This is a genomic window from Actinomadura rubrisoli (assembly GCF_004349215.1).
Lineage (GTDB): Bacteria > Actinomycetota > Actinomycetes > Streptosporangiales > Streptosporangiaceae > Spirillospora > Spirillospora rubrisoli.
The window spans coordinates 1-12512 of the sequence record NZ_SMKU01000278.1; the positions used below are offsets into that span (position 1 = coordinate 1).

13 protein-coding genes and 2 pseudogenes are annotated in these 12512 nt (G+C 68.4%); 10 read left to right on the forward strand and 5 right to left on the reverse strand.

All coding sequences use genetic code 11. The features are described from left to right. From E1298_RS35135 to E1298_RS35160, 6 genes are all read left to right on the forward strand, one after another. Positions 1-897: carbohydrate ABC transporter permease (locus E1298_RS35135; protein WP_424923186.1), on the forward strand; the 897-nt coding region annotated here is incomplete at its 5' end. Beyond that, entirely contained in the window at positions 894-1727 is an 834-nt protein-coding gene (locus tag E1298_RS35140; RefSeq protein WP_131901066.1) for a carbohydrate ABC transporter permease, read from the forward strand. The genes E1298_RS35135 and E1298_RS35140, both read left to right, overlap by 4 nt. Then, positions 1724-2644: an ROK family protein gene (locus tag E1298_RS35145; protein ID WP_131901068.1), complete on the forward strand. Its 921-nt coding sequence runs from the start codon at positions 1724-1726 to the stop codon at positions 2642-2644. Before E1298_RS35140 ends, E1298_RS35145 begins: the two co-directional genes overlap by 4 nt. A gap of 173 nt (positions 2645-2817) precedes the next feature. Continuing rightward, positions 2818-3396 carry an RNA polymerase sigma factor gene (locus tag E1298_RS35150; protein WP_131901070.1) on the forward strand — a complete coding sequence of 193 codons (579 nt, stop codon included), beginning with the start codon at positions 2818-2820 and terminating at the stop codon, positions 3394-3396. Further along, the gene (locus E1298_RS35155; protein ID WP_131901072.1) at positions 3393-4025 is read left to right on the forward strand and encodes a hypothetical protein; all 633 of its coding nucleotides are present in this window, start codon (positions 3393-3395) and stop codon (positions 4023-4025) included. Before E1298_RS35150 ends, E1298_RS35155 begins: the two co-directional genes overlap by 4 nt. Before the next feature lie 128 nt (positions 4026-4153). After that, positions 4154-4708, forward strand: a complete 555-nt coding sequence (locus E1298_RS35160; protein WP_165975825.1) for a histidine phosphatase family protein — start codon at positions 4154-4156, stop codon at positions 4706-4708. 30 nt (positions 4709-4738) lie between these two features. On the opposite strand, the gene E1298_RS35165 is transcribed toward E1298_RS35160, so the two are convergent. Further along, positions 4739-5494, reverse strand: a complete 756-nt coding sequence (locus E1298_RS35165; protein WP_207945021.1) for a nucleotidyltransferase domain-containing protein — start codon at positions 5492-5494, stop codon at positions 4739-4741. Positions 5495-6366: 872 nt separating this feature from the next. Then, positions 6367-6525, reverse strand: a complete 159-nt coding sequence (locus E1298_RS50765; RefSeq protein ID WP_243726002.1) for a hypothetical protein — start codon at positions 6523-6525, stop codon at positions 6367-6369. On the opposite strand from E1298_RS50765, the gene E1298_RS35170 reads away from it, so the two are divergent. After that, positions 6452-7894, forward strand: a complete 1443-nt coding sequence (locus E1298_RS35170) for an APC family permease (RefSeq protein WP_243726001.1) — start codon at positions 6452-6454, stop codon at positions 7892-7894. The genes E1298_RS50765 and E1298_RS35170 overlap by 74 nt on opposite strands. A 2-nt stretch (positions 7895-7896) precedes the next feature. Beyond that, complete coding sequence (locus E1298_RS35175; protein WP_131901080.1) at positions 7897-8499, forward strand: GNAT family N-acetyltransferase; 603 nt, start codon at positions 7897-7899, stop codon at positions 8497-8499. Between the two features lie 166 nt (positions 8500-8665). Here the strand turns inward: E1298_RS35175 and E1298_RS35180 are convergent, their stop codons facing one another. Both E1298_RS35180 and E1298_RS35185 read right to left on the reverse strand, forming a co-directional pair. After that, positions 8666-8959, reverse strand: coding sequence for an IS110 family transposase (locus E1298_RS35180; RefSeq protein ID WP_207945022.1), 294 nt, complete (start codon positions 8957-8959; stop codon positions 8666-8668). Positions 8960-8972: 13 nt separating this feature from the next. Further along, positions 8973-9101 (reverse strand): annotated as a pseudogene (locus E1298_RS35185) (IS630 family transposase); the annotation flags it as partial. Positions 9102-9350: 249 nt separating this feature from the next. On the opposite strand from E1298_RS35185, the gene E1298_RS49770 reads away from it, so the two are divergent. Beyond that, positions 9351-9491, forward strand: coding sequence for a helix-turn-helix domain-containing protein (locus E1298_RS49770; RefSeq protein ID WP_207945024.1), 141 nt, complete (start codon positions 9351-9353; stop codon positions 9489-9491). A 154-nt stretch (positions 9492-9645) separates the two neighbouring features. Then, positions 9646-9750 (forward strand): annotated as a pseudogene (locus E1298_RS51975) (winged helix-turn-helix domain-containing protein); the annotation flags it as partial. 508 nt (positions 9751-10258) lie between these two features. On the opposite strand, the gene E1298_RS35195 reads toward E1298_RS51975, so the two are convergent. Beyond that, complete coding sequence (locus tag E1298_RS35195) at positions 10259-11503, reverse strand: HNH endonuclease signature motif containing protein (RefSeq protein WP_131901082.1); 1245 nt, start codon at positions 11501-11503, stop codon at positions 10259-10261. Positions 11504-12512: the final 1009 nt, after the last annotated feature.

The following is a 12512-nucleotide window of genomic DNA, read 5'->3' on the forward strand; positions in this document are numbered from 1 at the left end:
TCCCGCCCCTCCGCCCTCCGGCGGGCCGGGCGCGCGCTCACCCCGCTGCTGTGGCTCGGCCCCTCCCTCGTCCTCATCGGCGTCGTGGTGCTGTGGCCCGTCTTCGAGATGGTCCGCACGTCCCTGCTGAAGATCAGCTCGTCCGGGGTCACGCTCGGCAACCGCGGCTTCGCCAACTACACCGACCTGTTCGACGAGGACGACCTCATCCCCGTCGTGCTGCGGACGCTCGGCTGGGTCGCCGGCATCGTCGTCGTCACGATGACGCTGTCGCTCGCGATCGGGCAGCTGCTGAACTCCCGCTTCCCGGGACGCCGGATCGTCCGCTGGGCGGTCATCGTCCCGTGGGCGGCGTCCGTGCTGATGACGTCGCTGATCTGGAAGTGGATGCTGGACAACTACTCCGGCATCGTCAACCGCGTCCTGCTCGACCTGAACGTCATCGACCAGCCGGTGAACTGGCTCGCCCACCCGCGGCAGGCGATGCTGTGGATGATGTGGGTCGCGGTGTTCGTGTCCCTGCCGTTCGCCTCGTTCGTGATCCTCGCCGGGCTGCAGACGATCCCCGCCGAGGTGTACGAGGCGGCGCGCGTGGACGGCGCCGGGCCGCTGCGCACCTACGTCGGGATCACGCTGCCGCTGCTGCGCCCCGCCATCCTGATCGCCTCCATCATCAACGTGATCAACGTCTTCAACTCGTTCCCCATCATCTGGGCGATGACCGGGGGCGGCCCCGGGCACGCCACCGACACCACCACCACATTCATGTACAAGCTCGCCTTCTACGACCAGAACGTCGGCGAATCCGCCGCCATGGCGGTGGTCAACTTCGTCCTCATCCTGGTGATGGTGCTGCTGTACCTGCGCGCCGCGCGCTGGCGGGAGGAGGTCCGATGACGCGCCGTCCCCTCCGGCTCCGCACGGTCGCCCTGACCGCCGTCGGCTGGCTGGTCGCCGTGGCGTTCCTGCTGCCGTACCTGCAGATGCTCGTGACCGCGCTCAAACCGGAGAAGGAGCTGACCGCGTCCCCGGGCACCTACCTGCCCCACCACTGGACCTGGTCGAACTTCGTGGACGTCTGGTCGGCCGCGCCCGTCTGGACCTACCTGCGGGTCTCGCTCATCGTCGCGGCCGCCGCGACGATCGTCACGCTCGCCTGCGCGATGCCCGCCGCGTACTACACCGCCCGCAACCGCTTCCGCGGCCGCGGCGCGTTCCTGCTGCTCGTCCTGATCACCCAGATGTTCGCGCCGACCGCCCTGGTGATCGGCATCTACCGGGAGATGGTCGCGCTCGACCTGACCGACACCCTGATCTCCCTCGTCCTGGTGAACGCGGCGTTCAACCTGCCGTTCTGCACCTGGATCCTGCACGGCTACTTCTCCAGCATCCCCAAGGAACTGGAGGAGGCCGCCTTCCTGGACGGCGCCGGACGCGTCGGCGCCCTCACCCGCGTGACCCTGCCGATCTCCATGCCCGGCGTCGTCACCGCGATCGTCTACACGTTCATCTCGGCGTGGAACGAGTACATCGTGGCCCTCACCGTGACGGCGTCGCCCAACCGCCGTCCCCTGACGGTCGCGATCCCGTCCTTCGTCACCGAGTACCAGGCGCACTGGCAGTTCCTGTTCGCCGCGTCCCTGATCGCCATCATCCCGGTGGTGATCCTGTTCGTCTTCATCGAGCGCTACCTGATCGGCGGCCTGACCGCGGGCTCGGTCAAGTGACGCTGATCGGCATCGACGTCGGCGGCACCACGATGAAGGCCGCCATCGTCGCCGGCGCCACCACGGTCGCGGCGGAGTCCTGGACGACCGACCAGAACGACCCGGTCGGCGGCATCCTCGACTTCGCCGCGCGCCTCGCCGCGCGCGCGGAGGAGCTCACCGGCTCCCCCGCCGCCGCGGCGGGCATCGCCCTCCCCGGCATCGTGGACGAGCCCACCGGCACCGCCGTCCACTCCGCCAACCTCGGCTGGCGGAACGTCCCCATCCTCCGCCTCGCCACCGAACGCCTCGGCATCCCCGTCGCCATCGGCCACGACGTCCGCACCGGCGGCCTGGGCGAAGCGTCCCTGGGCGCCGGTCGCGGCGCCGACGACTTCCTCTTCGTCGCCATCGGCACGGGCATCGCCGCCGCCCTGATCCTGCGCGGCACCCCGTACCCCGGCGCCCTCGGCTGGAGCGGCGAGATCGGCCACATCGTCGTCCGCCCGGACGGCGAGCCCTGTGCCTGCGGCAACCACGGCTGCCTGGAGACCTACGCCTCCGCCGCCGCGATCTCCCGCCGCCACACCCTCCTCGCCGCCCGCGCGGCCACCCCCGCCTCGTCCTCGCCCGTCCCGGCCGAGCAGGTGATAGCCCTGGCCGCGTCCGGCGACGAACACGCCACGACCGTCTGGAACGAGGCCCTCGACTGCCTGGCGGACGGCCTGGCCTCCGCGACCCTTCTCCTCGACCCCGGCCTCATCGTGATCGGCGGCGGCCTGGCCCAGGCGGGCGCCGCCCTCCTGGACCCGCTCGCCTCCCGCCTGGCCGACCGCCTCACCTTCCGCTCTCCGCCGCCCCTGCTCCCCTCCGAGCTGGGCGACCAGGCCGGCGTCCGCGGCGCCACCCTCCTGGCGGCCCGCCTGCCCCAGGACTGACACGCGACGCACCTGCGACACCAGGCACCGACGGCCACGAAGGAATCACGCGCAAGCGCCACGGCGTTCAATGCGTCGTCGTCGCCACGCGGGGACACACCGCGAACAGGTGATCGGTAACGCCTGCCCGATGCGGAGCCAAGTGGGGGTGAAGCATCGAGAGGAGTGAGCGCATGGCCGAACCCAAGGACGGTCCCGACCACCTCGGACGCGATCCCGCGCTGTTCGAGGCGTTCTACCGGCGGCACATCGAAGCGGTGAGCCGCTTCGTGGCCAGGCGGGTGGACGATCCGCACACCGCCGCCGACCTGACCGCCGAGGTGTTCCTCGCGGTGATCGAGTCAGCGCACACCTACCGGCCGGACGCGGGGCCCGAGATCGCCTGGTTGTACGGGGTGGCCCGCAACGTCATGGCCGCCGAACGCCGCCGGGCCGCGCGGGAGCGGCGCGCGACCGGACGGGTGGCCGGGCGGCGGCTCCTGGACGCCGACGACATCGCCCGGCTGGAGGAACGGATCGATGCGGAGAGCGCCGGGCGCCACACCTACGAGGCACTGGCGGGACAGCCCGAAGGCGCGCGCGCGGTGCTGGAACTGATCGCGGTGGACGGGCTGACGGTGACCGAGGCCGCGTCCGCGCTGGGCATCCGTCCGGTCACCGCCCGGGTCCGGATGCACCGCGTCCGCAAGGTACTGCAAAAGATCGTCCCGGAGGCGGGCCAGGCGCTCGCGTACGCGAAGGAGGGGGCATGAACACGTTCGAGGACCGGCTCCTGGCAGAGCTGAAGGACGTCGTCGTGGAGCGCGCCACGGCGGAACAGCGTCCGGCCGGTGCGCGCCGCCGCCCCGTCCGGCGGCTGGGGACGGCCGCCGCGGTCGTCGCGGCCGCGGCCGGGATCACGGCCGCGATCCCGCTGGCCACCGGCGAGGACGGCGACAAGGCCAACGCGGTCGAGCGTCGTCCGGACGGCTCCATCGCCGTGCACCTGCGGGAGTTCAACCATCCCGAACGGGTCGAGGCGAGGCTGCGGGGCCTGGGCGTCCCCGCCCAGGTGAACTTCATTCCCAGCGGCCAGAAGTGCAAGCCGGGGCGGGCGAAGTGGATCGACAGCAGGTACGAGCATGTCTTCCAGTCCCCTGGGGAGAGTGCGGGCAGCAGCACGACGATCATCTCCCCCCGGCACCTGAAGCCCGGGCAGACCGTGGCGATCGACGTCTGGGCGGTCCTGGACAAGAACCACCAGATCAGCGGCTACACCATGATGAAGCCGCGCGTCGCGCCGGGTCCGGTCGCGCCCTGCGTCCTGGTGCCCGGCGGCCCCGAGATCCACGCCGACTGGGCGGGTGACGGCCCCAACACCGTCGAGGATTGGGACGACTAGCCACGCCAACTTGACGAGGCATCTCGGTGTCCGCCGGGATGCCTCGTCCAGCGTGAACGAACCCACAGCAGCCGGGCTCGCCTCCGTCTGGGCCGCTCACTAGTGCAACGTCCGGCACGCTGTGCAGCGTGACCATCTTTTATCTAGTTCAGCATGCGGAGAAGGAAACCGGCCCTGGCGATCCAGGCTTGACCGCGCTCGGCCGTTCGCAAGCGGCCCGGACAGCCCAGTGGTTGGAAGGCGCTGGCTTGTCGGCGGTGTTCAGCAGTCCGATGCGGCGTGCCGTGCAGACCGCGGAATCCATCGCAGAGGCGAGCGGGGTCGCCGTCGAAGTGGACGACCGGATTCGTGAGCGGATGAACTGGGACGGCTCTCAATCGATCGAGGAATTCCTGGCCGACTGGGCCACCACGGTGAGCGATCGGGACTTCGTCCCCGCCAGTGGCGACTCGTCGCATCGCGCGGCCCAGCGGTTCCGGTCGTTCCTGGCAGAGCACGCGGAAGGACACGGCTCGGTGGCCGTGTGCACGCACGGTGGAGTGACCGTCGACCTGCTGCGCACTTTGATCGGCGATCGCGCCGTCCCTTCCGAGTTGCTGTATCGAGGCGTGCCATCATGCGCGATCACCACACTCCATGATCTTGAAGTGGTGAGCATCGCCTCAACGGCACACCGGCCATAGCGGGCCTAGTATTCGCCTTCACCACCTGAATCAATCCACCTTAAACAAGATCTCCGCGTTGGAGACAGCCAGCGCCAATGTCTTCTCGTCGGGCGCCAACTCGGCCACGATTGCGTCGATGCCGCGTAGTCCTGCCCGGCACAGAAGCCGTTTTTCGTTGGTGACCCATTCGCCGCGTCCGGCAAGGATCGCGTGGGCCGTTTGCATTGCGGCGGTGGCGAGGGCACCGGCGACCTCGGCGGCCTGGCCGCGCGGGACGTACGTCCCCTTGGCGTATTGAAGCGTCATGGCCGCCCGTCCACGCCACGCCTCGGTTGCGGCCGTCCTCAGCGGCTCCGGGTAGGTCGGACGGGGCAGGGCGCCGCGCAGGATCTGATTGATCGCCAGTTCGGCGACCACCAGATAACTGGGAATCCCGGCGAGGTGGAACATCAGCGGCTCCCAGCGGAACCGCCCCTGTTCCGCCTCGGCGATCTCGTGCTCGACGACATCGAGATCGCGATAGTGGACGTCGACCTTCCGGCCGTCGATATTGAGCCAGGCACCGCCGTTGAAGACGCCGCCACCCCAGCCGCCGATCTCGGAGACCTCGCCGTCCCAGCCGAGGGCCCGGAGATCATCGGGGTTGAAGGCGCCCCGGTAATAGAGGGCGAAGTCCCAATCGCTGTCCGGGGTGTGCGTGCCCTGCGCGCGCGAACCTCCGAGCGTGACGGCGCGGACAGCCGAGAGGGCAGCGAGCCGGTCGGCGACATGCTCAACGAACGTCGGGTCGTCCATAGCGGTCATGAGGATGCCATTTCATGAAGAGGAGATGACGGGGCATACCTGGACGGCATCGCGCGGATGCCGGAGCACCATGCTCAAACGGCATCTGACGGGAAAAGCGCCGGGACGCGCGACCACCTCAGCATCACTTCACACCCATGATCATAACGCTTGGCCCCCCTCGGCCCCAGCGCCACACCCCCTCGAACCCGCACACCGACCACCTCACGACGCCCGTGCCGTCACCATCGATCCCGGCGAGAGGATGGCGTCCTCGCAGCGGACAGCACACCTGCCGCCTCGAACAACCAAGCCGCTCAATGCCAAGCTCCACTGGAAAGCGGCCACAGCAGTCGCCTCGGTCGACCTGGACGGCCGACCGACCACCGCAGCCAAGACAAGCTCCCCAAGCCGTCTGCCTTCCTCGGACGACGCGTCACCACCGCCGCTACACAAGCCGACACCTTCCAGAAGACCGACCCCAGAGCTTGTTCACCGGTTTAACAAGGGTCATTGAAAATCGACAACTCCTCAAGGTATCGACAAACGATCCTGATCATCGGTCAATAGATCCATGCCCCGAGATGATCATAATCGCCAACGGCCACGGCGCTCCCGAGGACGACACGCGGGTCACCGGCCGGACCGGAGAAAACCGATCGAAGGGCACCGGCACAGCATCCATAGCCGATCGACCCGCCGCCCCGCACCCGGCAGGGAACGACGACGTCCATCGGCTCCGAGCCCTGGCCACCGAAACCAAGCAGGGCCACCGGCACCGTCCGGAGCTGCGCACTGACCTCGGTCCCCTCAAACATGCGACCGCAGCAAGCCACCCGCCCCCGCCAATTCCCGAGGCCCGCGCTCAAAAAGAAATGGTGAATGATGACCGATCAAGCCATGGTGCCGCGTTCCAAAGCCGACTCCTCCTCGGCATTGGCCAAGAACCGGTTGGGTTCGGTGGCACTGGTGTTCTTCGTGCTGAGCGCGGCGGCGCCATTGGCCAGCACCGCGGGTGGCACGTCAACCGGCTGGGCGGTCACCGGCGTCACACAGATCCCCTTAGCCTTCGTCGTGACCGCAGTGCTGTTGCTGGTGTTCGTCGTCGGCTATACGGCGATGAGCCGCCACGTCACATCGGCGGGCGCGCTCTACACCTACGTCGCCCGCGGTTTGGGCCCCGTGACCGGCATCAGTGCCGCGTTCGTCGCACTGGTGTCGTACGCGGCGATGCAGATCGGCCTGTTCGGCGGCATCGGCGCCGTCGCCGCCTCATTCTTCAACCCCAGGCTCGGGTCACTGCCGATGGCCGGGCACCCGCCCTGGTGGGTCTACGGTGCGCCAGCCTGGGTGCTGGTCCTGATCTTCGGCCGCCTGCGGGTGGACTTCAACAGCCGGGTCCTGGGCGTGCTGATGGGGGCGGAATGCCTGGTGATGATCATTTTCGACGCCATCATGCTCGCCCATCCGCACGGCGGGCACCTGAGCACGGACACCCTGGCACCGTCGGGGCTGGCCAAGCCCGCCATCTCGGTCGCGGTGGTGATCGCGTTCACCAGCTTTGTCGGCGTCGAGGACACCACCAACTACTCCGAGGAGAGCCGCCCCGGCACGCTCGGCAAGGCGATGCGGGTCTCGATCCTGGTCGGCGCGTGCATCTACGCACTCTCGGCGTGGTCGATGTCGGTGGCCACCGGACCCGACCAGGTCGTGGGCGAGGCCCGGCAGCAGGGCAGCGAACTGATGTTCAACCTGGTCGGCGCGTCCGTCGGGACCACCATGGTGGATGTCGGCCACCTGCTGTTCCTGACCAGCCTGTTCGCCTCCTGCCTGTCGTTCCACAACACGGTCAGCCGGTACCTGTTCGCGATGGGCCGCGAAGGCGTCCTCCCCCGTGCGCTGGGCATCACCTCCCGCCGCACCGGCACGCCGAAGAACGCGTCCCTATGCCAGAGCGGAATCGCCGCGGTCGTGCTGGTCGTCGCCGCCGTCAGCGGGTGGGACCCGATGGTGCAGATGTTCTTCTGGATGGGCACCCTGGCCGGTGTCGGCGTCGCCGTCCTGATGTGCCTGGCCAGCATCGCGGTCCTCGGCTTCTTCGCCCGCGACCCCCACGGCGAACCACTCACCCATCGCGTGGTGTTCCCCGCCCTGGCCGCGCTCGCACTCGGCGCCGTGGTCGTCCTGACACTCGACCACTACGCCATCCTGCTGGGCGTAACGCCCGGCGCCCCGGTCGCCCGCCTCCTGCCCGGAGTACTCGTCCTCGCCGCCGCAGTGGGCCTGATTCGTGGCGCGCACCTGTACGTCCGGCGCGACCGGCCGGACGCCGCCTACCACCACGTCGGCCTCGGCTACGAGATCGCCGACCGGCCGACCACCCACCATCCGGTACCGCCCACCACCCCAGAGGGAAAGTGATCATGGTCGCCTCACCCGTGGTCCGCGCCGCGATCGGCACCGACGACGCCGACCGCTGCGCCGCCATCCTCACCGACGCCTTCGCCGACGACCCGGTCACCATCTGGCTCATCCCCGAACCCGACGACCGCGCCGAAGCGTTCTACGGCTACTTCCACCTGTTCGTCCGGCACGGCCAGGACGTCGGCACAGTGCACCTGGCCGGCGACCACGGTTGCGCGGTTTGGCTGCCCTCCGATGCCCCCGACGCCACCGTCCTCGACGACGAACTCCAGCGACTGTGCGGCCGGCACGCCCCCCGCTTCACCCAGTTCGGCCAAATCGTGCACGACCGCCACCCAGCCGGGCCCAAGCACGACTACCTGATGCTGCTCGGCACCACCACAACGAGCCAAGGCCGCGGACTGGGCTCCGCGTTGCTGTCCCACCGCCAACACCAACTCGACCCGACCGGCATGCCCACCTACCTGGAAGCCACCACCCAACGCTCCGCCAAGGGCCTCTACGCCCGCGCCGGGTACCGCCCCCACGGCCACCCCATCCAGTTCCCGGACGGCCTGCAAACCTACCCCCTCTGGCGCGACCCGCAGCCCCCCGAAAAGTGACCCGAAAACACCGCCCACGGCCCACCAGTCGCCGCCGGGGGCACATTCGACGGTGTCAAAGCGAGGTACTGCCCGCGGGGCCCTCAGCCATCACAACCGGCCCCGTCCAGCCGTGCGCTCAGGAAGGTCAGCCCCTTGAGCCGAGCGAGGGCGCCCGGACTTGCTCTCAGACGTGCTCGTCAACGTGGTACCAGTCTAGGGCTGAAGTGGCGACGGCGTTCTTGACCTTGCGGTTCCTCAGCCACGCCTCCAGGCGCTTGAGGCCGGTGCGGCAGATCACCGCCGGAGTCAGGTAGCCGACCGCCGGCGGCACCAGCGGCCCCTTGTTGGTCATGTTCAGTGCTCGTTCCAGGGCAGGAAAGATCTCCAGGAGCTGCTCGCGGAGGCGGTTGATCTGCCGGGCACGGTCGTTGACCAGGTCGGCGCGGCGCCTGGTCAAGATCTTAAGGTCGACGGCCATCTCGCCTCCGGGACGAGGTGAAGGTGCCGCGGCGGATGGCTTGGCGGGTGATGATGCCGAAGAAGATCTCGACCAGGTTCAGCCAGGAGCATCCGGTGGGGATGAAGTGCAGGGTGATCCGCGGGTTGCGGGCCAGCCACGCGACCAAGACCGCCGACGAAATCCTCGAACACGCCACCCCACACCGTCCACAAACTTCATTCGCGCGACACTAGAAGCGTTGACGCTCCTTGCGTTGATTGACCCGGCCCGCTCGCTCGACAGCTCGGCTGAATCACCACACTAAAGAGCTTCAATAGCTGGGGGTTACGGTTTGTGGCGTTCGGGAACTGACCGTTGGGTTGCCAGCGGGGTGACTGCTGGTAGGTGCGGTATGCCGGGGGTAGGTGGGTTGACCGCGCCCGAACGGACGCGGCGTGAGGCGTTGCGGCTGGAGGCGGCCGGGCTGTTCGAGGCGGGCTGGTCTGACGCGGAGATCGGCCGTGCGTTCCAGGTAACACCGATGTCAGTGCACCGGTGGCGGCGCGCGTAGAAGGCGGACGGGAAGGCCGCGCTGATGTCCAAGGGTGCCGGTGGCGGCAGGTGCAGGCTGACCAAGAACCAGCTGCGGTGCTTGCAGGCCCGAGCTGAAGAAGGGCCCGGCGGCTCACGCCTGGTCGCAGGATCAGCGGTGAACACTGGCACGGATCAAAACGGTGATCTGGGAGCGGTTCTCGCTCTCTTACACGGTCGCGGGCGTGGACGTGCTGATGCACCGGCTGGGCTGGAGCGTGCAGGTGCCCGCCCGGCGGGCGTCCAAGCGGATGAGGAACAGATCGCGCGGTGGGAGTCGCAAGTGCGGCCGAGCGCGGGCAGACGGTCGGCGACCTGGGCGCCTGGCTGGTCTTCGAAGACGAGGCCGGCGATCGAGGGGTCGCGGCGACCAGTTGAAACCGTCCAGTGCAGCGGCGAGGTGTTCAGGAACGTGGGCCGGGCTGTCGTCATCACTCAGTCGACGGGCCGCACCGGCTCGGCCCGGGACGACGCGGTAGCCGAGTCCTTCAACGCCTGGCCCGGGACGCCGACTGCTGGCCCGACGCCTTTTCACCACCCGGGACTAGGTCAGGTCCGTTGCGCAGCTGCGGGTTTGGTCGATGGCTACAACACCATCCGGCGTCACTGGGCCGCAGAGATGATTGGCCCGATCGGCTACGAATGCGCCCACGCCCGCACACGGCCGCGAGTTGCCTGGTTCCACAATAGGATCCACTTACTCGACATGCCTCGACGGTTTCAGTGGTTGTGGGCTGGGGTTTGGTCTTAGGCGGCTTGTGCCCAGGTGGGTGGGTCTGTGGTTTTGCGGGATCTGGCGTCGGGTGGGGGAAGGATTCGGTAGAGGTAGCGGCCGTCTGCGTTTCGGCTGATGCGGATTTGTTCGGCGTTGGTGTGTTTGAAGCGGTTGTGCCAGCTGCAGCAGAGGGCGAGTTTGTCGATGTCGGTGGGGCTGTTTCCCAGGACCCAGCCGTCGACATGGTCGACTTCGCACAGGGTGCCGGGGACTTCGCAGCCGTGTACCGCGCAGGTCGGGTACTGGGTTTCCAGCACCTGGCGTTGCCCGGTTGTGGCGAACCGGACCCGGTGGCCGAGGTAGAGCGGGGTGTTGCCGGGCCCGAGCAGCAGTGGCGAGACTCCGGCGGACAGGGCGATGCGGCGGGCCTGCTGGGGCGGGATCGGGGTCCCGTCGGTCAGGCGGGCGGGCGCAGTACCGCCGGTGAGGGTGTCGAGGTCGCAGATGACGGTGACCTTGGTGGCCTTGTGTCCGCCTGCCAGGACGGTGGTGAGGGCGGCTGCGGTGCGTTCGGGCAGGTCGCGGCGGTCGTCGGTGCCCGCCGGCTTGGCCAGTGGCCCCAGCGTGCCCTCCCACACCGCCGCGTCTTCGGCGTTGAGCCAGCCCTTGAGGTAGCGGCCCCCGTCCAGGGAACGGGTGGAGGTGATCCAGGAGCGCTGGTAGCCGCGCGCGGACTCTTGGTCGGGTTTGTCGGTGCCGTCGCGGTCGGCGATGACATCGCGGATGCGGCGGCCGAAGGAGGCGACCTTTCCTGCGGAGAAGCCCTGGTCGGCCATCTCTAGCAAGGTTGTTTCGGCGGCGGCGCAGTCGGTGTCGTCCAGGCGGGCGACGGCGTCGGCGATGGTGGCGGCGTAACCGTAGGGCAGATCGCCTGAGGCCAGCTTCTTGGTCACCTTGGGCAGGCGGGGCCGTTGCCGCGCGAGAGTGATGCGTTCGGTGGCGCGCGCTTCCCGCATGCCGACGCGGGTGCGCAGCCACGCCTTGGTGGACGGCAGGCCCCAGCGTCGCGTCTCTGCGGAGGCGTCCACTACGGCGATCAGCCCGGCCAGCGCGGCTTCGTGCAGGTCGCCGGCTCGGGCGAGCGACTCGGCCAGTTCCATGCATGCGGGGGGAGAGTCGGGGGCGGCCCGTTGGGCGAGTTCCGCGGCGATCCGCAGGGCCGCGTCCACCAATTCTGCGGTGGACGCGGCATGGAGATCAACCGCAATCGAACTCATGAATCAATTTTATCGCCAGCGACGACCACTCCATCGAGAAAACAGGCCCCGTCGTTGACCGTATCCGGCCAACTACACTCCGACATGGTGGCGTGTTTCCTGTATCCGGGTTGAGTGGGCTCGACCGCGCAGGCGAGTCGGCCGGGCAGGCGAGTCGGGGCCGAGGCGCGTCGAATATGTCGGGAATTCCCTAAAATGGCAACCCTGTCATGAATCGCTCTTGTCGCTTTTGCTGACGCTTGTCGCGCGACCTGCGGTCAGCCATCTTCGTGGCTGTACCGGCACTCGAACGACAACCTTTCATCTCGTATACCCATGGCCTGAAGTTCGGCCGAAGTGGCAGGAACCGTCCATCAGGCGCGTTGTCGAGAGAGGCCACCGGCCACCAACCGCAACCCCGCTCGTACCGCAACCACGGTTATTCGAGGGCAAACCGACCCGGAGCGCAGGGCCGGCCACGGCCCGAGCACCGGAAGCGGTGCGGCAGCGATCGCCCCCGCCGTCGGTGACACCAGCCACCCACGCGATCGGACGGTGCTAAGGGAGCGACCTCTTGTAGAGAGCATGCGGGTGTGCGGCATCGGAGGTGTTGGACGCCAACGCACTCAGGCGGGAACGCATTGCTGATCTGCACGCGGCTTCCCTGATGGTGGGCGCCTAGATCTGGATCATGAGTAGTGCAGAGGACGGAAACACCTCCACCACACACCGGAGGTCTCCCTATTGACCAACCACTCTCAGCCGTCAACAACGTCCATGGGCCACTATCGCTAGGACGAGGATATGCCCCTCTCTGTCGGTCGCAGGAGCGGTGCAGGAGGTGAGGGCCAGCACGGGGACGAGACGCCACACGGGGACGAGGCGCCACGCGGGGACGAGGCGGAGCGTGTCACCTGAAGTGTGGAAAGATCATCTCTTGTTGTTGTGAGGCCCGCTTTACCTGATCCGCCCTGGATAGGCGATGGCGAGTTCGTTGAGTGCTTCGCGCCAGCCTGAGACGCGGAGTCCT

Coding starts and splice junctions, on each gene's coding strand:
- E1298_RS35195 (WP_131901082.1), bottom strand. CDS start 11,503: ATGAGTTCGATTGCGGTTGATCTCCATGCCGCGTCCACCGCAGAATTG.
- E1298_RS35150 (WP_131901070.1), top strand. CDS start 2,818: ATGGCCGAACCCAAGGACGGTCCCGACCACCTCGGACGCGATCCCGCG.
- E1298_RS35165 (WP_207945021.1), bottom strand. CDS start 5,494: ATGACCGCTATGGACGACCCGACGTTCGTTGAGCATGTCGCCGACCGG.
- E1298_RS35140 (WP_131901066.1), top strand. CDS start 894: ATGACGCGCCGTCCCCTCCGGCTCCGCACGGTCGCCCTGACCGCCGTC.
- E1298_RS35180 (WP_207945022.1), bottom strand. CDS start 8,959: ATGGCCGTCGACCTTAAGATCTTGACCAGGCGCCGCGCCGACCTGGTC.
- E1298_RS35175 (WP_131901080.1), top strand. CDS start 7,897: ATGGTCGCCTCACCCGTGGTCCGCGCCGCGATCGGCACCGACGACGCC.
- E1298_RS35155 (WP_131901072.1), top strand. CDS start 3,393: ATGAACACGTTCGAGGACCGGCTCCTGGCAGAGCTGAAGGACGTCGTC.